The sequence below is a fragment of the Actinomadura sp. 1N219 genome (assembly GCF_044326405.1).
Taxonomy (GTDB): domain Bacteria; phylum Actinomycetota; class Actinomycetes; order Streptosporangiales; family Streptosporangiaceae; genus Spirillospora.
Genome location: NZ_JBIRAY010000003.1, coordinates 13,159 through 33,431, shown reverse-complemented (window position 1 = coordinate 33,431; position 20,273 = coordinate 13,159). Strand labels below are relative to the sequence as shown.

18 protein-coding genes are annotated in these 20,273 nt (G+C 73.4%); 11 read left to right on the top strand and 7 right to left on the bottom strand.

The window, feature by feature from the left end:
• Positions 1 to 92: 92 nt before the first annotated feature.
• Positions 93 to 1,085: a selenide, water dikinase SelD gene (gene selD / locus ACH35V_RS12280; RefSeq protein ID WP_395972099.1), complete on the top strand. Its 993-nt coding sequence runs from the start codon at positions 93 to 95 to the stop codon at positions 1,083 to 1,085.
• Positions 1,086 to 1,263: 178 nt separating this feature from the next.
• On the top strand, positions 1,264 to 1,539 hold the full coding sequence (locus ACH35V_RS12275; protein ID WP_395972098.1) for a GlsB/YeaQ/YmgE family stress response membrane protein: 276 nt from the start codon (positions 1,264 to 1,266) through the stop codon (positions 1,537 to 1,539).
• Here the strand turns inward: ACH35V_RS12275 and ACH35V_RS12270 are convergent.
• Both ACH35V_RS12270 and ACH35V_RS12265 read right to left on the bottom strand, forming a co-directional pair.
• Positions 1,536 to 3,419, bottom strand: a complete 1,884-nt coding sequence (locus tag ACH35V_RS12270) for a propionyl-CoA synthetase (RefSeq protein ID WP_395972097.1) — start codon at positions 3,417 to 3,419, stop codon at positions 1,536 to 1,538. The two genes, ACH35V_RS12275 and ACH35V_RS12270, sit on opposite strands and share 4 nt — an antisense overlap.
• Positions 3,420 to 3,535: 116 nt before the next feature.
• Complete coding sequence (locus tag ACH35V_RS12265) at positions 3,536 to 5,029, bottom strand: MFS transporter (protein ID WP_395972096.1); 1,494 nt, start codon at positions 5,027 to 5,029, stop codon at positions 3,536 to 3,538.
• A gap of 60 nt (positions 5,030 to 5,089) precedes the next feature.
• On the opposite strand from ACH35V_RS12265, the gene ACH35V_RS12260 reads away from it, so the two are divergent.
• From ACH35V_RS12260 to ACH35V_RS12250, 3 genes are all read left to right on the top strand, one after another.
• Positions 5,090 to 5,662, top strand: a complete 573-nt coding sequence (locus ACH35V_RS12260) for a MarR family winged helix-turn-helix transcriptional regulator (RefSeq protein WP_395972095.1) — start codon at positions 5,090 to 5,092, stop codon at positions 5,660 to 5,662.
• Between the two features lie 139 nt (positions 5,663 to 5,801).
• Positions 5,802 to 7,499 carry a SelB C-terminal domain-containing protein gene (locus ACH35V_RS12255; RefSeq protein WP_395972094.1) on the top strand — a complete coding sequence of 566 codons (1,698 nt, stop codon included), beginning with the start codon at positions 5,802 to 5,804 and terminating at the stop codon, positions 7,497 to 7,499.
• An 89-nt stretch (positions 7,500 to 7,588) separates the two neighbouring features.
• Positions 7,589 to 8,782 (top strand): RtcB family protein, encoded by a 1,194-nt coding sequence (locus ACH35V_RS12250; protein WP_395972092.1) that lies wholly within the window; start codon positions 7,589 to 7,591, stop codon positions 8,780 to 8,782.
• Between the two features lie 49 nt (positions 8,783 to 8,831).
• Here the strand turns inward: ACH35V_RS12250 and ACH35V_RS12245 are convergent, their stop codons facing one another.
• Positions 8,832 to 9,638 (bottom strand): lysophospholipase, encoded by an 807-nt coding sequence (locus tag ACH35V_RS12245; RefSeq protein ID WP_395972090.1) that lies wholly within the window; start codon positions 9,636 to 9,638, stop codon positions 8,832 to 8,834.
• A gap of 109 nt (positions 9,639 to 9,747) precedes the next feature.
• Between ACH35V_RS12245 and moaA the strand changes: the two genes are divergently transcribed.
• Genes moaA through ACH35V_RS12230 form a run of 3 tightly spaced genes read left to right on the top strand, consistent with a single transcriptional unit; the run spans position 9,748 to position 11,698 of the window.
• On the top strand, positions 9,748 to 10,737 hold the full coding sequence (gene moaA / locus ACH35V_RS12240; protein ID WP_395972088.1) for a GTP 3',8-cyclase MoaA: 990 nt from the start codon (positions 9,748 to 9,750) through the stop codon (positions 10,735 to 10,737).
• A 6-nt stretch (positions 10,738 to 10,743) separates the two neighbouring features.
• Positions 10,744 to 11,298 carry a molybdenum cofactor guanylyltransferase gene (locus tag ACH35V_RS12235; protein ID WP_395972086.1) on the top strand — a complete coding sequence of 185 codons (555 nt, stop codon included), beginning with the start codon at positions 10,744 to 10,746 and terminating at the stop codon, positions 11,296 to 11,298.
• A gap of 49 nt (positions 11,299 to 11,347) precedes the next feature.
• Positions 11,348 to 11,698 (top strand): DUF6457 domain-containing protein, encoded by a 351-nt coding sequence (locus ACH35V_RS12230; RefSeq protein ID WP_395972085.1) that lies wholly within the window; start codon positions 11,348 to 11,350, stop codon positions 11,696 to 11,698.
• A 4-nt stretch (positions 11,699 to 11,702) separates the two neighbouring features.
• Here the strand turns inward: ACH35V_RS12230 and ACH35V_RS12225 are convergent, their stop codons facing one another.
• On the bottom strand, positions 11,703 to 11,954 hold the full coding sequence (locus ACH35V_RS12225) for a hypothetical protein (RefSeq protein ID WP_395972084.1): 252 nt from the start codon (positions 11,952 to 11,954) through the stop codon (positions 11,703 to 11,705).
• A gap of 99 nt (positions 11,955 to 12,053) precedes the next feature.
• Between ACH35V_RS12225 and ACH35V_RS12220 the strand changes: the two genes are divergently transcribed.
• The gene (locus ACH35V_RS12220) at positions 12,054 to 13,499 is read left to right on the top strand and encodes a DHA2 family efflux MFS transporter permease subunit (protein WP_395972083.1); all 1,446 of its coding nucleotides are present in this window, start codon (positions 12,054 to 12,056) and stop codon (positions 13,497 to 13,499) included.
• Between the two features lies 1 nt (position 13,500).
• On the opposite strand, the gene ACH35V_RS12215 is transcribed toward ACH35V_RS12220, so the two are convergent.
• Genes ACH35V_RS12215 through ACH35V_RS12205 form a run of 3 tightly spaced genes read right to left on the bottom strand, consistent with a single transcriptional unit; the run spans position 13,501 to position 16,213 of the window.
• Positions 13,501 to 14,817, bottom strand: coding sequence for an FAD-dependent oxidoreductase (locus tag ACH35V_RS12215; protein ID WP_395972082.1), 1,317 nt, complete (start codon positions 14,815 to 14,817; stop codon positions 13,501 to 13,503).
• The gene (locus ACH35V_RS12210) at positions 14,807 to 15,622 is read right to left on the bottom strand and encodes a tryptophan 2,3-dioxygenase (protein ID WP_395972081.1); all 816 of its coding nucleotides are present in this window, start codon (positions 15,620 to 15,622) and stop codon (positions 14,807 to 14,809) included. The genes ACH35V_RS12215 and ACH35V_RS12210 overlap by 11 nt, the downstream gene beginning before the upstream one ends.
• 54 nt (positions 15,623 to 15,676) lie before the next feature.
• Positions 15,677 to 16,213 (bottom strand): MarR family transcriptional regulator, encoded by a 537-nt coding sequence (locus ACH35V_RS12205; protein ID WP_395972080.1) that lies wholly within the window; start codon positions 16,211 to 16,213, stop codon positions 15,677 to 15,679.
• Positions 16,214 to 16,266: 53 nt separating this feature from the next.
• On the opposite strand from ACH35V_RS12205, the gene icmF reads away from it, so the two are divergent.
• Positions 16,267 to 19,485 (top strand): fused isobutyryl-CoA mutase/GTPase IcmF, encoded by a 3,219-nt coding sequence (gene icmF / locus ACH35V_RS12200; protein WP_395972079.1) that lies wholly within the window; start codon positions 16,267 to 16,269, stop codon positions 19,483 to 19,485.
• Entirely contained in the window at positions 19,482 to 20,252 is a 771-nt protein-coding gene (locus ACH35V_RS12195; RefSeq protein WP_395972077.1) for a helical backbone metal receptor, read from the top strand. Before icmF ends, ACH35V_RS12195 begins: the two co-directional genes overlap by 4 nt.
• The last annotated feature ends 21 nt before the right edge of the window (positions 20,253 to 20,273 follow it).

Below are 20,273 nucleotides of genomic sequence, written 5' to 3'. Positions count from 1 at the left end.
GTGCAGGTCGGACGGGGATCTCCGCCCTCGGTGACCGCACCCGTACTGTCCGTTTGTTGATCATTTGCGATAGTTGTGCGTTAAATTTTGCGGTGACACGCCTCGCCCCCGTCGCCCGCCTGACGCAGTACGCGCACGGCGGCGGCTGCGCGAGCAAGATCCCGCCCGCCGAGCTGGAACGGTTCGTGGCCGGGCTCACCGGCGGCGGCGACGACCTGCTCGCCGGGGGAGCGGACGGCGACGACGCCGCCGTGCTGCGGATCGGCGGCGGCCGCGCCGTGGTGTCCACCGCCGACTTCTCCACCCCCGTCGTCGACGACGCCTACGACTGGGGCCGCATCGCCGCCGCGAACGCGCTCTCCGACGTCTACGCGATCGGCGGGGAGCCGCTGATGGCGCTCAACCTGCTCGGCTGGCCCCGCGACCTGCTGCCCGCCGAGCTGGCCCGCGAGGTGCTGCGCGGCGGCCGGGACGTGGCCGCGCTCGCGGGCTGCGCGATCGCCGGCGGGCACAGCGTCGACGACCCCGAGCCGAAGTACGGCATGGCCGTCACCGGCCTCGCCGACCCCGGCCGGCTGCTGCGGCTGGACGCCGGGCGCCCCGGCGTCCCGCTGTCGCTGACCAAGCCGCTCGGCGTCGGCGTCCTCAACGCCCGCCACAAGGCGACCGGGCAGGTGTTCCCGCACGCCGTCGAGACGATGACGGCGCTGAACGCGGACGCGGGCCTCGCCGCGTTGGAACGCGGCATCGCCTGCGCCACCGACGTCACCGGGTTCGGGCTGCTCGGCCACCTCTACAAGCTGGCGCGGGCGAGCGGCGTCACGGCCGTCGTGGACGCCTCCGCCGTCCGGTACCTCGACGGCGCCCGGACCGCGGTCCGGCACGGCTTCGTCCCCGGCGGGACGCGCCGCAACCTGTCCTGGGTGTCGCCGCACACCGAGTTCCGCCGGATCGCCGAGGAGGAGCGGCTGCTGCTGGCCGACGCGCAGATCTCCGGCGGGCTGCTGATCGCCGGCGAGATCCCCGGCGCCCCGGTCATCGGCGAGCTGGTCGCCCGCGGGCGACGCACGCTGGTCGTCCGCTGACCTCGACGTCCCGATATCCGCTGATCTCAACGTCCCGATACGGGCCGTTCCGGGGGGTTCGTGTCGGCGTCCTTGACGAGGGTAGGGGCTCCCATGACCGGGCCTTCGCCGTGGCCTGGCAAACGGGGGGCCGGACATGACTGTTGGAGGGCTTGCGGCGGCCGTTGTCTTGGGCGCCGTGGTCGGCCTGCTGGGACGGCTGCTCGCGCCCGACCGGGAGAGCATGCCGGTCTGGTGCACGATCGCGGTCGGCATCGTCGCGGCGTTCGCCGGGACGGGCCTCGCCCACCTGTTCGGCCTGGCGTCCGGGAACTGGAGCCTCTGGGAGACGCTGTTCCAGATCTCGATCGCCGCGCTCGGCGTGTTCCTCGTGGCGGTGTGCTGGCCCAAGCGGATCGTCCACGCGCCCAGATCGCCGAGATCGCCGAGATCGCAGCCGCCCAGAGCGCCCTAGGGGGCCTTGCGGAGGACGGGGCGCAGGTCGTCCAGGACGCCGGGGTCCTCGATCGTGGAGGGGGCGGGGACCTCCCGGCCGTCGGCCATGCCGCGCATCACGGCCCGGAGGATCTTGCCCGAGCGGGTCTTGGGGAGGGCGGCGACGACGGTGATCTCCTTGAGGGCGGCGACGGGCCCGACCTGGTCGCGGACCATCGCGACCAGTTCGGCGCACACCTCGTCCGGCTCGGCGAGGACGCCGCTCTTCAGCACGACCAGGCCGCGCGGGACCTGGCCCTTGAGGGCGTCCTGGACGCCGATGACCGCGCATTCGGCGACGGCCGGGTGGGAGGCGATGACCTCCTCCATCGTCCCGGTGGACAGCCGGTGCCCGGCCACGTTGATCACGTCGTCGGTGCGGCCCATCACCCAGACGTAGCCGTCCTCGTCGACGTGGCCGCCGTCGCCGGTGAGGTAGTGGCCCGGGTACGTCGTCAGGTACGACTCCACGAAGCGCTCGTCGTCCTGCCAGAGGGTGGGCAGCGTCCCGGGCGGGAGGGGGAGGCGGAGGGCGATGTCGCCGTCCTCGCCGGGCGGGACGGACGCGCCGTCCGGGCCGAGGACGCGCACGTCGTAGCCGGGCACGGCGACGGACGGGGAGCCGGGCTTGACCGGCATCGGCTCCAGCCCGCGCAGGTTCGCCACGATCGGCCAGCCCGTCTCCGTCTGCCACCAGTGGTCGATGACCGGACGGTCCAGGACGCGCGACGCCCACCGGTAGGTGTCGGGGTCCAGGCGCTCCCCGGCCAGGAAGAGCGTGTCGAGGGCCGACAGGTCGTGCCCGGCGAGCAGCGCGCCCTCCGGGTCCTCCTTCTTGATGGCGCGGATCGCGGTCGGCGCGGTGAACAGCGCCTTCACCCGGTGCTGCGCGGCGACGCGCCAGAACGCGCCCGCGTCCGGCGTCCCGACCGGCTTGCCCTCGTACAGGACGGTCGTGCAGCCGGTGAGCAGCGGCGCGTACACGATGTAGGAGTGCCCGACGACCCAGCCGACGTCGGACGCCGCCCAGAACACGTCGCCGGGCCCGACGCCGAACACGTTCTCCATCGACCAGCGCAGCGCCACCGCGTGGCCGCCGTTGTCGCGGACGACGCCCTTCGGCCGCCCGGTCGTCCCTGACGTGTACAGGATGTAGAGCGGGTCGGTGGCGGCGACGGGCACGCACTCGGCGGGCTCGGCGGCGGCGACGGCCTCGTCCCACTCCACGTCCCGCGGCCGGACGAGGTCGGCGTGGAGCTGCTCGCGCTGCCGGATCACGCACCGCTCCACCTTGTGCCTGGCGAGGTCGAGCGCCCGGTCGAGGAGCGGCTTGTAGGGGACGACGCGTCCGCCCTCGATGCCGCAGGACGCCGACACGACCGCCTTGGGCCGGGCGTCGTCGATCCGGACGGCCAGCTCCCGCGCCGCGAACCCGCCGAACACGACCGAGTGCACCGCGCCGAGCCGGGCGCACGCCAGCATCGCGATGACGGCCTCCGGCACCATCGGCAGGTAGATGACCACCCGGTCGCTGCGGTCGACGCCCTGCGCGCGCAGCGCCCCGGCGAACCGGGCGACGAGGTCGGTCAGCTCGCGGTAGGTGTAGGTCTGGACGGTCCCGGTGACCGGGCTGTCGTAGATCAGCGCGGGCTGGTCGCCGTGGCCCTCCTCGACGTGCCGGTCGAGCGCGTTGTCGCAGGTGTTCAGCTCGCCGCCGGTGAACCAGCGGTAGAACGGGGGCGCGCCGTCGTCCAGCACCCGGTCCGGCGGGACGAGCCAGCGGACGTCCCGCGCCGCCAGTCCCCAGAAGCGGGTCGGATCGGCGATGCTGCGTTCGTACGCGGCCGCGTAGGCGCCCATGTCGTCCTCCCGGTGCGGGTCCCTGGTCCCGCTCAGCGGCGTTCGGCCCTCCGGCGATCGGCCCCGTGCTCCGATTCGGGCCGCCCCCCTATAGGGCATGGCGCGGGCCCGGTTCGTCAAGGGCCCGCGCCGTCCCGCGTCCGGCGGAGGAGCCCTCCGGGACGGCCGTCCCGGGGGAGCTGGTCGGGGTGCCGCAGGCCGTGCACGACGGCGACGACGGCGGCCAGCGCGGCGCCCGCGGCGACGATCCAGAAGCACAGCACGTAGGCGTCCAGGGTCGGCTCGACGGTGCCGGGGATGACCTGCCCGGCCAGGATCGACGCGGTGATCGCCCCGGCGACGCTGCCGCCCGCGACGCGGACGAGCGAGTTGATCCCGCTGGCGATGCCGCTCTGGTCCATCGGGACGTGCTGGACGGCGAGCGTCCCGAGGGCCGCGTACGCGATCCCGAACCCGGTCCCCTGGAGGGAGCTGAACGCGAGGACGTCGTACACGTGCGAGTTCGACACGGCCAGCCAGACGTAGCACAGCGCGACGAACACCGTCCCGAGCGCGAGCGTGAACGCGGGGCCGATGCGGGCGGCGATCCGCCCGGCCATGGTGGAGAACACCAGCATCGTGACCGTGTTCGGGAGCATGTAGAGGCCGACGTCGAGGACCGATCCGTCCAGGCCGTACCCGACGTCGCCGGGCCGCGCCTGCACGAAGCCCGAGATCAGCGTGAACGCGGCGAACATGGAGAAGCCGAGCAGGGCGGAGACGAGGTTGGCCGACAGCGACCGCGGCCCGACCAGCAGGGCCAGCCGCACCAGCGGCGCGCGGATCCGCAGCTCGATCGCCACCCACGCGACGCAAAGGACGGCGGCGGCGGCGAACAGGGTGAGCACGCGGCCGGACGTCCAGCCCCAGGCGTTGCCCTCGCTGATCGCGAGCAGCAGGCAGAGCAGCATCCCGGCGAGCAGCGCCGCGCCGACGTAGTCGGGCCGCCCGCCGGTCCGGCCGCCGACGTCCCTGGCCGCCGCGGCGACCAGCACCAGCGCGGCGGCCGCGATCGCGGCGGCGATCCAGAACACCGGGTGGTGGCTGGCGGTGCGGTCGGCGATCAGCCCGGTCACGATCATGCCGGCGCTGCCGCCGACGCCCATCGTGGCGCTGACGATCCCGATCGCCATGATGACCCGGTCGCGCGGGAAGGTGTCCCTGATCATGCCGATGGCCAGCGGGATCAGCGACGACGAGACGCCCTGGACGGCGCGCCCGGCGATGAGCACGGGCAGCGACCCGGACAGCGCGCAGATCACCGAGCCCGCCAGCAGCATGCCGAGGGCGAACAGGATCATCCGCTTCTTGCCGTACATGTCGCCGAACCGCGTCAGCAGCGGGGTGGCGGTCGCCCCGGCCAGCAGGGACGCGGTGAACACCCAGGTCACGTCGGTGATCGGCGCGTCGAAGGCACGGCCGAGCTGGGGCAGGAGCGGGAGCACCAGGGTCTGCTGCACGGACACGACCATCCCGGCGGCCGCCAGCGCGAGCAGCGTGCGGCCGGTCCGCGGCGGATCGGCGGCGGGGCGCCCCGCCGTCTCGCGCGCCGTGGTCGGGACCCCCGTCATGCACACCTCCACTAGTTTGCTTACCTAAGTTAAGGATTGTAGAGGGGTAGGGTGAGCGGCATGTCGTCACCGGTGCCACCGGGCGTCGCCGGGCCGCGAGGCGCCACGGAGTCGTCGCACGTCGCGGAGCCGCCGGAGCACGTCGCGGAGCCGCCGGACGTCGCCGGGCTGTCGGACGTCGCGGAGATCGAGCGGGCGCTGAGCCGGGTCGCGCACATGCTGACGCGGTTCCGCCAGCACGACCGCACGGTGATCGCCGCGGGCGTCCCGGTCGACCGCGCCGCCGTCCCGCTGCTGCGCGCCCTCGCCGAGCACGGCCCGATGCGCCCGGGGGAGCTGGCCGCCCGGCTCGCCGTCGAGGCGCCGCACGTCACCCGGCAGGTGCAGCGGCTGGAGCGGGCCGGATACGTCGAGCTGCTGCCCGACCCCGACGACAAGCGATGCAGGCGGGTCGGGCTCAGCGGCTCCGGGCTGCACGCGGTCGAGTCGATCCGCGCGTCCGGGCGGCGCTGGATCTCCGAGGCCCTCGCCGAGTGGTCGCCCGGCGAGCGCGAGCGGCTCGCGGGCCTCGTCCACCGCATGGTGGACGACTTCGAGGCCCATTCCGGCCACACCGATGCCGCGCGCGGCTGAATCCGCCGTATGTGCAGGATCTGGTTTTGCGCGGGCCCCCGGCGTCCATAGGGTTGCCTTCCGTGGACCTTCGTCTGCACTACCCCCGCGTTGAATTCCCCCGCACGGCCGTCTGCGTCCATGCACGGAGAGGCCGCTGATGCAGGTCGTCACCACCGCCGGCCACGGTGGGCACGGCAAGTCCGCGCTCGTGCGCGCCCTCACCGGCAAGGACACCGAGGCGCCCGGCGCCTGGACGGAGCTGCCCTCGGGGCGGCGCGTCGCGTTCGTGGACGTCCCCGGCGGCGAACGCGACGTCCCGGCGATGCTCGCCGGCGCCGCGCCCGCACCCGCCGTGCTGCTGTCCGTCGCCGCCGACGAGGGCTGGATGCCGCAGTCGCAGGAGCACCTGGACGTCCTCGGCGCGCTCGGCGTCCGGTTCGGCGTCCTCGCCGTCACCCGGTCCGACGCCGCCGACCCGAAGCTCGCGCTGCGGCAGGCCCGCGAGCGGCTCGCCGGCAGCGCGCTGCGCGGCGTCGAGGCGGTCGCCGTCAGCGCCGAGACCGGCGCCGGGATGGACGAGCTCGCCGCCGCGCTGGACCGGCTCGCCGGGCGCCTGCCCGTCCCCGACCCGGACGCGCCCGTGCGGCTGTGGATCGACCACGCCTTCACCGCCGGGCGCCAGACCGTCGTCACCGGCACCCTCACCGCGGGGACGGTCGCCGTCGGCGACGAGCTGCTGCTCATGCCCGCGGCCGAGCGCGTCCGCGTCCGGACGATCGGCTGCGCGGGCGAACCGCACGAGACGGTCGGCGGCGTCTCCCGCGTCGTGCTGACCCTGCGCGACGCGGGACGCGTCGACGTCGGCATGTCGCTCGTCGCCGCCGGCGCCTGGACCCACACCACCTGCGTCGACGTCCGCACCCGCTTCGGGGAGGCGTCCGGGAGGCTGGCGCGGCGGATGACGCTGCACCTCGGGTCCGCGGCCGTCCCGGTGCGGCTGCGGCCGCTCGGCCCCGACACGGCCCGGCTCACGCTGAACAGCCGGCTCGCGCTGCACCTCGGCGACACCGGGATCCTGCGCGACCCGGAGCGCCGCTCGATCGCCGGGGTGAGCGTGCTGGACGTCCGTCCGCCGACGCTCGTGCGGCGCGGCGCGGGGGCGGTCCGCGCCCGGGAGCTGGCGTCCTGGCCCGACCGGCCGGACGGCGCGATCGTGCTGCGCCGCCACGGCGTGCTCCGCCGCGCCGAGCTGTCGGTGATGGGCTGCGCGCCGCCGGACGACGCCGTCGCGCTGAACGGCGAATGGCTCGCCGACCCCGCGCACTGGGAGGCGCTGTTCGAGCGGCTGGCCGAGGAGACGGCCGTGCACGCGGCCGAGAACCCGCACGCGCCCGGCATCCCGCTGGAGACCGTCCGGCTGCGGCTGGGGCTCCCCGCCCGGCAGCTCGTGGAGGCGCTCGTCCGTCCGCCGCTGCGGGTGGAGACCGGACGCGTCTACGGCCCCGCGGACGCGCAGCCGGTCTGGACCGCGGCCGTGAAGCGCCTCAAGGCCGGCCTGGCGGACTCGCCGTTCGACGCCCCCGCCATTGACCGGCTGGCCGAGCTGGGCCTGACCGGCGACGCCCTCGCCGCCGCCGAACGCGCGGGCGCCGTCCTGCGCATCGCCGCGGACGGCGACGACGAGATCGTCCTGCTGCCGGGCGCCGACCAGGAGGCGCTGCGCGTCCTGTCCGGGCTGCCGCAGCCGTTCAGGCCGGGGCAGGCGGCCGACGCCCTGGGCACGAGCCGCCGCGTCGCCGTCGCCCTGCTCCGCCACCTGGACGGCCTCGGCCTCACCGAACGCCGCCGTTCCTGACGCTCCATACGGGGAAAACCGGTTGAACCGCGGGCCCCGGCTCTGGCGTCATAGATCACGGTTCGGTTCCCGTCGAGCAAGGAGAAGGAATGCCGTACCAGACCATCAAGGGCGGCCGCGTTCCCATCCGGATGTGGACCGACCCCGGCACCGTCGAGGACCTCGCCCTCGACCAGCTCCGCAACGTCTCCGCCCTGCCGTGGGTGGAGGGCCTCGCGGTGATGCCCGACGTCCACTACGGCAAGGGCGCCACCGTCGGCTCGGTCATCGCGATGAAGGACGCGGTGTCCCCGGCGGCCGTCGGCGTCGACATCGGCTGCGGGATGACCGCCGCGAAGTCGTCCCTCACCGTCGAGGACATGCCCGACGACCTGTCCGTGCTGCGTTCGAAGCTGGAGAAGGCGATCCCGGTCGGCCGCGGCTCGCACCGGCAGGCCGTCGACCCGTCCGCGCTGCCGAACCTGAAGGAGCGCGGCTGGTACGACTTCTGGAAGTCGCTCGACGACCTGCACCCGGCGGTGCGGTCCCGCCACGGACGCGCCCGCCAGCAGATGGGCACGCTCGGCGGCGGCAACCACTTCCTGGAGCTGTGCGCGGACGACGAGGGCGCGATCTGGCTCGTCCTGCACTCGGGGTCCCGCAACATCGGCAACGAGCTGGCCGAGCAGCACATCGAGGCCGCCCGCAAGCTGCCGCACAACCAGGACCTGCCGGACAACGACCTCGCCGTGTTCCTCACCGGCACCGCCAAGATGGACGCCTACCGCCACGACCTGTTCTGGGCGCAGGAGTACGCGCGCCGCAACCGCGCCGTCATGATGGCGCTCGCGCAGGACGTCGTGACCAGGCGGTTCGGCGAGCAGCGCTGCAGGTGGGACCAGGTCATCTCCTGCCACCACAACTACGTGGCGGAGGAGGAGTACGACGGCGTCGAGCTGCTCGTCACCCGCAAGGGCGCGATCCGCGCGGGCGCCGGCGACCTCGGGATCATCCCGGGCTCGATGGCGACGGGCACCTACATCGTCCGCGGGCTCGGCAACGAGACCGCGTACAACTCCGCCTCGCACGGCGCGGGCCGCAGGATGAGCCGCAACAAGGCCCGCAAGAACTTCACCGTGGACGACCTGATCGAGCAGACGAGGGGGGTCGAGTGCCGCAAGGACAGCGGCGTCATCGACGAGATCCCCGGCGCCTACAAGGACCTGGAGACGGTCATCGAGGCGCAGTCCGACCTGGTCGAGGTCGTCGCCCACCTCCGCCAGCTCATCTGCGTCAAGGGCTGAGCGGGCGGCCGGGCGGTGGGGCGGCCGGGCGGTCGGGAGCGGCGGCCGGTCAGGTGAGGACGCCGTCGACGAAGGCGGTGACGTCGGCGAGGACCTCCTCGCGGTTGGTCTCGTTGAAGACCTCGTGGCGGGCGCCGGGGTAGAGGCGCTCGGTGAAGTCGGTGCCGCGGACGGCGTCGATCCCGGTCCGCGTGTCGCGCGGGCGGACGAGCTCGTCCGCGGCGCCGTGCATGTAGAAGGTCGGCAGGTCGCCGAGGGAGCCGTGCGCGCTGACACGCCTGAGCGCGGTGTCGAGCGCCTTGACGGTGGTCTTCCTGAACGGGCCGTGCCAGACGAGCGGGTCCTCGGCGTACGCCTTCCCGACGGCCGGGTCGCGGGACAGGACGGACGTGTCGATCGGCTCGTCGGGCATCTCGTCCAGGGGGAGCAGCTCGTCCACGACGTGCCAGCGGCCGAGCACCGGCCCGGACAGCACCAGCGCGGCGAGGACGCCGCCGTGCAGCTGGGCGTACCGGGACGCGATCAGCCCGCCCATCGAGTGCCCGATCATGACGACGGGCAGCCCCGGATGGTCGCCGCGCGCCGACTCCACGACCGTGTGCAGGTCGGCGACCACGTCGTCGTAGTCCTCGACCAGCACGCGGTCGCCGGCGGAGCGGCCGTGGCCCATGTGGTCGGGGCCGCAGACGACGGCGCCGTGCCTGGCGAGGACGTCCGCGACGTGGTCGTAGCGGCCGAGGTGCTCGCCGTATCCGTGCACGAGGACGGCGATGTACCAGGGGTCGCCGTCCGTCCAGATCCTGGCCGCGACGGCGCCCCGCGTCCCCGCGAACTCCCACTTCCGTACCGTGGTCACGCAGCCTCCCAGATGCCGGACGGATGAGTACCGTCTCTCGTGAGGGACGGATCGTCAACCACCGCAATAGGGTGGAGAGATCGACCGTAATCAGCAGGAAGGGGTGCCCGTGCTGGTCGACACATTCGGCCGAACCGCGACGGACCTGCGGGTCTCCCTCACCGACCGCTGCAATCTGCGCTGCTCGTACTGCATGCCGCCGGAGGGCCTGGACTGGCTGCCCAAGCCGGAGCTGCTCACCGACGACGAGGTCATCCGGCTGGTCGGGCTGGCCGTCCGGGACCTCGGCGTCACCGAGGTCCGCTACACCGGCGGCGAGCCGCTGCTGCGGCGCGGCCTGCCCGACGTCGTCCGGCGGACGGCGGAGCTGGCGCCGCGCCCGCAGATCTCGCTGACCACCAACGGCATCGGGCTCGACCGGCTCGCGGGGCCGCTGGCCGAGGCGGGGCTCGACCGGGTGAACGTGTCCCTCGACACCCTCGACCCGGACACGTTCAAGCGGCTCGCGCACCGCGACCGGCTGGACGACGTCCTGACCGGCCTCGCGGCGGCGCGGACCGCCGGGCTGGAACCCGTGAAGATCAACGCGGTGCTGATGCGGGGGATCAACGACCACGAGGCCGTCCCGCTGCTGCGGTACTGCCTCGACCACGGCTACCGGCTCCGCTTCATCGAGCAGATGCCGCTGGACGCCCAGCACGGCTGGACGCGCCACGACATGATCACCGCCGACGAGATCCTGGAGCGGCTGTCCGCGGCGTTCGCGATCGCCCCGGACGAGGAGCATGACCGCGGCAGCGCCCCCGCCGAGTCGTTCACCGTGGACGGCGGCCCGTACAGGGTCGGCGTGATCGGCTCGGTGTCCCGGCCGTTCTGCGGCGCGTGCGACCGGGTGCGGCTCACCGCCGACGGGCAGATCCGCAACTGCCTGTTCGCCACCGAGGAGTCCAACCTCCGGGACGCTCTGCGCGCCGGAGCCGACGACGCCGAGCTGGCCGAGCGGTGGCGCAAGGCGGTGTGGGCCAAGCGAGCGGGGCACGGCATCGACGACCCGTCCTTCCTGCAACCGGCCCGGCCCATGTCGGCGATCGGCGGCTGAGGCTCTGTGCCGTTCGACGCGGTGCTGCTGGCGGGCGGGCGGGCCCGGCGGTTCGGCGCCGACAAGCCCGCCGCGCCGCTCGGCGGGCGGACGCTGCTCGAATGGGCTGCGGCGGCCGCGTCGGGATCGTCCCGGCTGATCGTGGTGGGGCCGCGTCGGGACGTCCTGCCGGAGGCCGTCTTCGTGCGGGAGGATCCGCCGGGCGCGGGGCCGGTCCCGGCGCTCCGGGCGGGGCTGGCGGAGGTGCGGTCGCCGTGGCTGGTGCTGCTGGCGGCGGATCTGCCGTTCCTGCGTCCCGTCCACGTGGCCCGGCTGCTGGACGCGGCGGGGGAGCGGGCCGGAGCCGTCCTCCTGGACGACGAGGGCCGCGAGCAATGGCTCGCCGGCTGCTGGCGGGCCGCGACGCTGCGGGACGCTCTCAGCGCCTACCCGGGCGCGTCGCTGCGCGGGCTCCTCGGCCCGCTCGAACCCGCCCTGGTCGCGCCGCCGCCCGGCACGCGCCCGGCCTGGTACGACTGCGACACCCCCGAGGATCTGGCCGCCGCCGAGCACCTGCTTTGATCGGGTGAAAGTGGGCAGGTTCGGCGGGACGACGCGAGAAGGGGGACCCATGCCGGTGCTGGAGGACTGGATCAACGCGGCCTGCCTCGAACTGGGCCTGGAGCGCGGCGACATCGACCAGGGCCTGGTCCTGGACCTCGCCCGCGACGTCGCGCACGGCGTCGCGCGGCCCGGCGCGCCGGTCACCGCGTACCTGCTCGGCCTCGCGGTCGGGCGCGGCGCGCCCGCGCGGGACGCCGCCGCCCGTCTGACCGAGATGGCCGAGGGCTGGAACGCGGCCGCCGACGTGCCCGACGTCCCAGCGCCCGCCCCCGACCTCTCCGCGCCCGCCTCCGACGTCCCCGCGCCCGCCCCCGAGGTCCCGGGGCAGGCGGGCGAGACGGTCCTCGACGACGCCTAGCCCTCTAGCCCTCCTCTTTCGCGGGCGCGTCCCGCTCGGCGACGGGGACGACGTCCTTCAGGAAGTCGCGGCGGTCGAGGAACACCGACAGGCTCTCGCGGTGCTCGTCGCACGCGAACCAGATCTTCCGCCGGTCCGGGGTGTGGATCTTCGGGTTGTTCCACCGCAGCGCCCACACGGCGTCGGCGCGGCAGCCCTTGGCGGAGCACTGCAGTTCCTCGGGGCCGGGGCCGGTTCCCTGAGCGGAGTCGGTCATCCGGCAACTCTGGCACAGCCCGCCGGACGCGGCGCGCCCGGCTCGCGTTCCGGCCGGTGACGCGCGTTTCGCCGGGTGATCCCCGGATAGGACCCTGCCGTGCGGACGGAGCCTGCGGACGCCGGCGGCCGGGCGGCGGAGCGGCGGCGCCGCTGGAAGGCGCTCTCGGTCTGCCTGGTCGCGGCGTTCATGACGCTGCTGGACGTCAGCATCGTCAACGTGGCGCTCCCGTCGATCCGGGAGGGCCTGCACGCCTCCGCCGCCGAGCTGCAGTGGATCCTGTCGGGGTACGCGCTGACGTTCGGGCTCGTCCTCGTCCCGGCCGGGCGGCTCGGCGACGCCCGCAGCCGCCGCGCCGTGTTCCTTTTCGGGCTGGCGCTGTTCACGCTGGCGAGCGCGGCGGCGGGGATCGCGCCGACGATCTCGCTCCTCGTCCTGGCGCGGCTCGTCCAGGGCGTCGCGGGCGGGATCCTGAACCCGCAGGTCGCCGGGCTGATCCAGCAGCTGTTCCACGGCGCGGAGCGGGGGCGGGCGTTCGGCGCGCTCGGCGCCGTGATCGGCATCGCCACGGCCGTCGGGCCGCTGCTCGGCGGCGGGCTGATCGCCGTCGCCGGGTCCGAGGAGGGGTGGCGCTGGGTGTTCTACGTCAACGTCCCGGTAGGCGTGGCGGCGCTGATGCTGGCGTGGCGGCTCCTGCCCGCGCCCGTCTACGGGGAACGGCAGGGCCTGGACCCGCTCGGCGTCATCCTGCTCGGCGCGGGCGTGGTGTGCGTGCTGCTGCCGCTCGTCCAGGAGCAGCAGTGGAAGAGCGACCTGAAATGGCTGCTCGTGCTCGCGGGCGCGGCCCTGATCGCGCTGTTCACCGTGTGGGAGCGCCGCGCGGGGACGCCGATGGTGGACCTCGGCCTGTTCCGGCTCCGCTCGTACGCGCTCGGCTCCGCGATCGCGCTGCTGTACTTCGCCGGGTTCACCGCGATCTTCTTCATCTTCACGCTCTACCTGCAGAACGGCCTCGGCTACAGCGCGCTCGGCGCGGGACTGGCGATCACCCCGTTCGCGGTCGGGTCCGGCATCGCGTCCGCGGCGGGCGGCCAGGTCGTGGCGCGGTACGGGCGCCCGCTGGTCGCCGCGGGGCTCGGCGTGGTCCTGGTCGGTCTCGGCGCGGCGTGGGTGGCGGTCGAGGTGCATCCGGGGTCCGGCGTGGCCTGGTGGACGGCGGCGCCGCTGCTGATCGCGGGCCTCGGCAGCGGCCTGGTCATCGCGCCGAACCAGACGATCACCCTGTCGGAGGTGCACTACACCGAGGGCGGCAGCGCGGCGGGCGTCCTGCAGACGGGCCAGCGGGTCGGCACCGCGACGGGCATCGCCGCGGTCGGGTCGGTGTTCTTCGCCACCGTCGCCGGGGCGGGCGGGGACTGGGCGGCGGCGTTCCGGCACGGGCTGATCGTCATCCTGGTGTTCGTCCTGGCGGCGCTGGCGGCGGCCGTCGCCGACCTCGTCGCGGGCCGCCGCGCCGTCCGCGAGGCTGCCCGCCGCCGCGGCTGAGCTAGCGGCGGCGGAGCGCGCGGGCGGCCAGGGCGACGACGGCCGCGCCGCCGAGCACGCACGCCGCGAGGACGCGGTTCTGCCGCCTGATCCGGGCCGGGATCTCCGCGTACGGCAGCGTCGAGAACGACACCAGCTCGTAGCGGGACACGTAGCGTCCCGCCAGCCGCCGCTCCAGCGCGTGCGTCGCCGCCTGCTTCGCCCGGTACACCGGCGACGACACGCGGTCGCGCATCTCGACGAAGTTGTCGAGGGCCATCTCGGCGATCGCGTCGGTGTTGGCCTTGCGCCGCTCCTGGTAGAGCGACAGCGCGCGGGCCCAGTCGCCGCCCGCCTCGGTCAGGCAGCGGTCGATCTCGATGCAGTCCTCGAACGCGCAGTTGGCGCCCTGCCCGAAGAACGGGACGATCGCGTGCGCGGCGTCGCCGAGCAGCGCCACGAGCGCGCCGTCCCCGTACCGCGTCCACGGCCAGCACCGGACGGTCACCAGCGACCCGACCGGGTTGTGCTCGTAGTCGTCGGCCAGATCGGGCATGAGTTGCGCGACGTCGGGATAGTGGAGCTCGAAGTAGGCGGCGACTTTCTCGGGGGTGTCGAGCGCGGCGAAGTCGTCCTTGGGCCAGAACAGCGTGCATGTGAACGACCGGTCGAGGTTCGGCAGCGCGATCATCATCGAGGTGCCGCGCGGCCAGATGTGCAGCGCGTCCGGGTCGAGCGCGAACTCGCCGTCCTTCGGCGGGACGGTCAGCTCCTTGTAGCCGTGCTCCAGGAAGTCGGCGTCGTCGCCGTCCAGGGCCAGGGACTTGCGGACCGCGCTGTAGGCGCCGTCCCCGGCGAGGACGACGTCGGCTGGCTCGGAGTCCGTGTCGTCTAGGAGGATCGTCCCGGCGTCGGCGTCCACGCCGGTGACGCGCTGGGAGAACCGCAGGGTGACGCCGGGCGTGGCCTCGGCCGTGTCCAGCAGCGACCGGTTCAGCTCGGCCCGGCTGACGGAGTTGATCGCGCGCTCGCCGTCCGCGCTGTACGGCTGGAAGTTCTGCCCGCCCGGCAGCGGGTGCACCATCCGGCCGTGCATGGGAAGCGCCTGTTTGAGCAACTGGTCGCGCAGCCCCACCTGCTCCAGCGCCGCAAGGCCGCGCGCCGAGATCGCCAGGTTGATCGAGCGCCCGCGCTCGGCGCCCGCGACCCTCGGGTCGGGACGCCGCTCGTACACCGTCACGGGGACGCCCCGGCGTCCGAGCAGGACGGCCAGCAGGCAGCCCGCCAGTCCCGCGCCGACGATCGCGACCCGCTCCTCGCCGCCTTCATCACGCCCCATGGACGGGGACCTCCCCTGCACTTTCCGGCTCTGTCTGGGATCTGACCTCCCAGAGATCGGGGAACGCGGGGGCGAACAGCGTGCTGCGCAGGTAGTCGGCCCCGGCCGACCCGCCGGTGCCGATCTTCGCGCCGATGGTCCGCTCGACCATCTTCAGGTGCCGGTACCGCCATTCCTGGATGCCCTCGTCCACGTCGACGAGCGCCTCGCAGACCTCCATGCCGGGCCCGGACTCGTCCGCGTAGACCGCGACCAGCGCCTTCTGCACCCCGGCGTCCGGCTCCCACGGGCGGGACGTGTCGCGGTCGAGCGCGGCTGGCGGGACGGGGAACCCGAGCCCGTCCAGGTAGCGCAGCAGCGAGTCGAACATCGACGGCCGCGCCACCGCCGCCTGGAGCCGCTCGTCGTCGCGCAGGTCGGAGGCGGGGAACGCGCGCCGCCCGAGGACGGCCTCGATCTCGCGGAACTGCTCGCTCTGGAACCCGCTGGACGTGCCGAGCTCGCCGCGGAACGCGGCGAACTGGCGGGGCGTCATCGTCTCCAGGACGTCCAGCTGCCCGACCACCGTCTTGAGGATCTTGGCGATGCGGCGCGCCGTGTGCAGCGAGCCCGCGCTGTTGCCCTCCTCCAGCCGGCGCTGCAGCAGCGCCGACTCGTGCAGGATCTGCTTGAACCACAGCTCGTACACCTGATGGATGATCACGAACAGCAGCTCGTCGTGGGCGGTCGTCCTGGGCTCCTGGCAGGACAGGAGATCATCGAGCCGGAGATAGCCGCCGTACGTCATCGTCGGCGAATCCGTCATTGAGCCTCCTCGCGGCACACCGGATACAGAACCGCAGCATATGGGACGCCCTTGTTAATCGACGTCGACGTCGCCGGCGGCGAGGCGGACGGGGTGGAGCGCGGTCGTGATCTCGGCGGCCTGCGCGGCGGGGAGCCCGGCGATGCCGAAGCCGGACTCGTTGAGCGCCAGGGTCGCCTCCTCGGCGAGCTCGCGTCCGGCGGGCGTGATCGTGGCGAGGACGACGCGGCGGTCGTCGGGGGAGGGGCCGCGGCCGACGAGGCCGCGCTGCTCCAGGCGTCCGATCACGTTGGTGACCGAGGCGGGGTGGACCATGAGGCGGGCGCCCATCTTGCCCATCGGGAGCGTGCCGGTGCGCGTGAAGGCGAGCAGCCGCAGGGCCTCGTAGGCGGCGAACGTCAGCGCGTACGGTTTGAGGACGGCCTCGATGCGGCTCAGCAGGAGCTGCTGGGCCCGCATGACCGACGTGACGGCCGCCATGTGGTCGGCGTGCTCGGGCCACCGGAGGCTCCACTGCCGGCGGGCCTCCGCGATCGGGTCGGGCATGTCGGGCATCGGGCCACCGTACGTGGTCTTGACTGGCTCGCGCATGGAAACTACTTTAACTTCCAAATATTGGATGTCCAAGGGTTGAGGTGAGAGCGGTGACGGGGGACCTGCACAAGCCCGAGCACCCGGTGCGGTTCGTGACGGCGGCGGCCCTGTTCGACGGCCACGACGCGGCGATCAACATCATGCGGCGCATCCTGCAGTCCCAGGGCGCCGAGGTGGTGCACCTCGGGCACGACCGCTCGGTCCGCGAGGTCGTCGACGCCGTCCTGGAGGAGGACGCGCAGGGCGTCGCGATCAGCTCCTACCAGGGCGGCCACGTCGAGTACTTCGAGTTCCTGTCGCGCAGCCTGAAGGAGGCCGGCGCCGAGCACGTGAAGGTGTTCGGCGGGGGCGGCGGCGTGATCGTCCACGAGGAGATCGCGCGGCTGTCCGACGCCGGGGTGCGGATCTTCTCGCCGGAGGACGGCCAGCGGCTCGGCCTGCCGGGAATGATCAACGAGCTGGTGCGCGACTGCGACGTCGACCTCGCCGCCGAGCCCGCCCCGGCCGAGGCCGTCGTGGCGGGGGAGCGGCACGCCTTGGCGCGGGCCATCACCTGCCTCCAGGCCGGGAAGCTGCCCGATGACGACCGGGCGCTGCTCGCCGAGGCGGCGGGCAAGCGGCCCGTCCCCGTGCTCGGGATCACCGGGACGGGCGGCTCCGGCAAGTCGTCCCTCACCGACGAGCTGGTGCGGCGGCTCCGCGTCGACCAGCAGGACAAGCTGCGCGTCGCGGTCCTGGCCGTCGACCCGACGCGGCGGCGCGGCGGCGGCGCGCTGCTCGGCGACCGGATCCGGATGAACGCCCTGGACGGCGACCACGTCTTCTTCCGCTCGCTGGCGACCCGCGGCGCGCGGGAGCTGCCCGACAACATCGAGGACATCGTCGGCGCCTGCAAGGCCGCCGGATACGACCTCGTCATCCTGGAGACGCCCGGCATCGGGCAGGGCGACGCCGCGATCGTCCCGCTGGTCGACGTGTCGCTGTACGTGATGACGCCCGAGTTCGGCGCCGCGACCCAGCTCGAGAAGATCGACATGCTCGACTTCGCAGACGTCGTCGCGATCAACAAGTTCGAGCGGCGCGGCGCGGCCGACGCGCTGCGGGACGTGTCGCGGCAGCTCGTCCGCAACAGGGAGGCGTTCGGGCAGCGGCCCGAGGACATGCCCGTGTTCGGCACCAGCGCCGCCACGTTCAACGACGACGGCGTCACCGCGCTCTACCAGCATCTGGGCGGGCTGCTCGGCGAGCACGGGCTGGAGCTGGCGGACGGCGTCCTCCCCGAGATCACGTCGAAGGTGTCGACCGGCGCGGCGACCGTCATCCCGCCCGGCCGGGTGCGGTACCTGTCGGACATCTCCGAAACCGTCCGCGGCTACCACGCCGACACGGTGAAGCAGATCGAGGCGGTGCGGCGCGTCCAGCGGCTGGACGAGGTCCGCGCCGAGCTGACCGACGCGTCCGAGGTCGAAGAGCTGCTGGCCGGGGCGCGCCGGGACGTGGCGCCGGAGAACGCCGACCTGATCGAGGGCTGGCCCGCGGTCGTGGAGTCGTACTCCGGCGACGAGCAGGTCGTGCGGATCCGCGACAAGGAGCTGCACACCAAGCTGACCCGCGAGTCGCTGTCGGGCAGCCGCATCCCGCGCGTCGCGCTGCCGCGCTACACCGAACACGGCGAACTGCTGCGCTTCCTGCGCAACGAGAACCTCCCCGGACGGTTCCCGTACACCGCGGGCGTGTTCCCCTTCAAGCGCGACAACGAGGACCCGGCGCGCATGTTCGCGGGGGAGGGCGACCCGTTCCGCACCAACCGCCGCTTCAAGCTGCTCTCGGAAGGGCAGCCCGCGACGCGCCTGTCCACCGCGTTCGACTCCGTCACCCTGTACGGGCGCGACCCGGACGAGCGTCCCGACGTGTACGGCAAGGTCGGCACGTCCGGCGTGTCGATCGCGACGCTGGACGACATGAAGGCCCTCTACGACGGGTTCGACCTGTCCTCGCCGACGACGTCGGTGTCGATGACCATCAACGGCCCCGCCCCGACGATCCTGGCGTTCTTCCTCAACACCGCCATAGACCAGGGCCTCGACGCCTTCTACGAGGAGCACGGGCGCGCGCCGTCCGGGGAGGAGGCCGCCGCGATCCGCGCGCGCGTGCTGTCCACCGTGCGCGGCACCGTCCAGGCCGACATCCTCAAGGAGGACCAGGGGCAGAACACCTGCATCTTCTCCACCGAGTTCTCGCTGCGGATGATGGGCGACATCCAGGAATGGTTCATCGCCAACAAGGTCCGCAACTTCTACTCGGTGTCCATCTCCGGCTACCACATCGCCGAAGCGGGCGCGAACCCCATCAGCCAGCTCGCGTTCACCCTCGCCAACGGGTTCACCTACGTCGAGTCGTACCTGGCGCGCGGCATGGACGTGGACGACTTCGCGCCCAACCTGTCGTTCTTCTTCTCCAACGGCATGGACCCCGAGTACAGCGTCCTCGGACGCGTCGCCCGCCGCATCTGGGCCGTCGCCATGCGCGACCGGTACGGCGCCAACGAGCGCAGCCAGAAGCTGAAGTACCACGTGCAGACGTCCGGGCGCTCCCTGCACGCGCAGGAGATGGACTTCAACGACATCCGCACGACGCTGCAGGCCCTCATCGCCATCTACGACAACTGCAACAGCCTCCACACCAACGCCTACGACGAGGCCGTCACGACCCCGACGGCCGAATCGGTGCGCCGCGCCCTGGCGATCCAGCTCATCATCAACCGCGAGTGGGGTTTGGCGATGAACGAGAACCCGCTGCAGGGGTCGTACATCATCGACGACCTGACCGACCTCGTCGAAGAGGCGGTGCTGGCGGAGTTCGACCGCATCAGCGAGCGCGGCGGCGTCCTCGGCGCGATGGAGACCGGCTACCAGCGCGGCCGCATCCAGGACGAGTCGATGCTGTACGAGCAGCGCAAGCACGACGGCTCCCTGCCGATCGTCGGCGTCAACACGTTCCGCAGCCCGGACTCCGGCGACGGGACGCCCGACACGATCGAGCTGGCCCGCGCCACCGAGGACGAGAAGCGGTCCCAGCTCGACCGCGTCCGCGGCTACCAGGACGCGCGCCGCGACGAGGCGCGGACGGCCCTCGACGCGCTGAAGGACGCGGCGCAGGCCGGCGAGAACGTGTTCGCGGTGCTGATGGACGCCGCCCGCGTCTGCAGCCTCCAGCAGATCACCGACGCGTTCTTCGAGGTCGGCGGTCAATACCGCCGCAACGTGTGACTCCGCTCGACGACACCGGCGCCCCGGTCCCGGTTCCGGACCGGGTGCGCCGGGTGGTGTCGATCGTCCCGTCGCTGACGGAGACGGTCGCGGTCACCGCTCCCGGCCTGCTGGCGGGCGCCACCGACTGGTGCACCCACCCCGCCGGCCTGGACGTGCCGCGCGTCCGGGGCACCAAGAACCCCGACCTGGAGAGGATCGCGGAGCTGCGGCCGGACGTCGTCCTCGGCAACACCGAGGAGAACCGTCCGGCCGACGTCGAGGCGATGCGCGCCGCCGGGATCGCGGTGTGGATGACGGAGATCCGCACCGTGGACGAGGCGCTGGCGTCGCTGCGCCGGATGCTCGCCGAGGCGTGCCGCGTCCCGGCGCCGGGCTGGCTGGACGAGGCGTCCCGCGCCTGGTCCGGCGTCACGCCCGGCAAGCGGCGAAGCGCGGTGATCGCGATCTGGCGGCGGCCGTGGATGGTCGTCGGACGCGACACCTTCACCGGCGACGTCCTGTCCCGCCTGGGCGTGTCCAACGTCTACGCCGGCCACGCCGACCGGTACCCGAAGGTCCCGCTCGGCGAGCTGAACGCGTCCGGCGCCGACCTGGTCGTCCTGCCGGACGAGCCCTACCGGTTCACCGCGGACGACGGCCCCGAGTCGTTCCCGGGCGTCGACGTCGCGCTCGTCGACGGACGGTGCCTCACCTGGTACGGGCCGTCCCTCGCCGACGCCCCGGACGCCCTGGCCCGGGAGCTGGCCGCCGCCCGGACCTACTGAGTCGGACCTGGAGGTCCTGGC

What these genes read in the sequence shown, in the direction of transcription:
- ACH35V_RS12270 (WP_395972097.1), bottom strand. Translation starts at nt 3,419, where the DNA reads ATGGGCGCCTACGCGGCCGCGTACGAACGCAGCATCGCCGATCCGACC.
- ACH35V_RS12265 (WP_395972096.1), bottom strand. Translation starts at nt 5,029, where the DNA reads ATGACGGGGGTCCCGACCACGGCGCGCGAGACGGCGGGGCGCCCCGCC.
- ACH35V_RS12260 (WP_395972095.1), top strand. Translation starts at nt 5,090, where the DNA reads ATGTCGTCACCGGTGCCACCGGGCGTCGCCGGGCCGCGAGGCGCCACG.
- ACH35V_RS12255 (WP_395972094.1), top strand. Translation starts at nt 5,802, where the DNA reads ATGCAGGTCGTCACCACCGCCGGCCACGGTGGGCACGGCAAGTCCGCG.
- ACH35V_RS12250 (WP_395972092.1), top strand. Translation starts at nt 7,589, where the DNA reads ATGCCGTACCAGACCATCAAGGGCGGCCGCGTTCCCATCCGGATGTGG.
- ACH35V_RS12230 (WP_395972085.1), top strand. Translation starts at nt 11,348, where the DNA reads ATGCCGGTGCTGGAGGACTGGATCAACGCGGCCTGCCTCGAACTGGGC.
- ACH35V_RS12225 (WP_395972084.1), bottom strand. Translation starts at nt 11,954, where the DNA reads ATGACCGACTCCGCTCAGGGAACCGGCCCCGGCCCCGAGGAACTGCAG.
- ACH35V_RS12215 (WP_395972082.1), bottom strand. Translation starts at nt 14,817, where the DNA reads ATGGGGCGTGATGAAGGCGGCGAGGAGCGGGTCGCGATCGTCGGCGCG.
- ACH35V_RS12210 (WP_395972081.1), bottom strand. Translation starts at nt 15,622, where the DNA reads ATGACGGATTCGCCGACGATGACGTACGGCGGCTATCTCCGGCTCGAT.
- ACH35V_RS12205 (WP_395972080.1), bottom strand. Translation starts at nt 16,213, where the DNA reads ATGCGCGAGCCAGTCAAGACCACGTACGGTGGCCCGATGCCCGACATG.